The 398-nt window shown below is 32.9% G+C and carries 1 protein-coding gene; it reads right to left on the reverse strand.

Translation table 11 applies throughout. From position 1 onward, the window contains the following. Positions 1-398: hypothetical protein (locus G9373_RS45755; RefSeq protein WP_206034048.1), on the reverse strand; the 398-nt coding region annotated here is incomplete at both ends.

Genomic DNA, 398 nt, shown 5'->3' on the forward strand with positions numbered 1-398 from the left:
CATCACTTGGAATAAAACGATCTTTATGTCCTCTTGCTTTTAGGAGTTCACGTATTTCTATTTCTAAAGCCATATAAGCGTTTAGGTTTGTACCTTGTTCATAGGCATACTTTCTAAACAACGTTTCTTCTTGATACTTTAGATAGTTGCGGTGATACGATTCCTCTGTAAAAGGTACAGCAAATTTGTAGTTTAGTAACTCATACGTTTTGCGGAACAGCTTTTTGATGTTTCGAAGAGAGTACATAGAGAAATGCAATCCGAAATCAAATACAGCTTGTTCTTTTTGTTCTTTTGGAACATGTTGTGTAATAAGAGGATAAATACCTTCTTTAGCCGCTGTATCAAGAATTTGATATTGTGATGTTTGATTTAATAATTTTTTCAGTGTATATACT

Source organism: Rhodococcus sp. A14 (genome assembly GCF_011603105.1).
Classification (GTDB): Bacteria; Actinomycetota; Actinomycetes; order Mycobacteriales; family Mycobacteriaceae; genus Rhodococcus_F; species Rhodococcus_F opacus.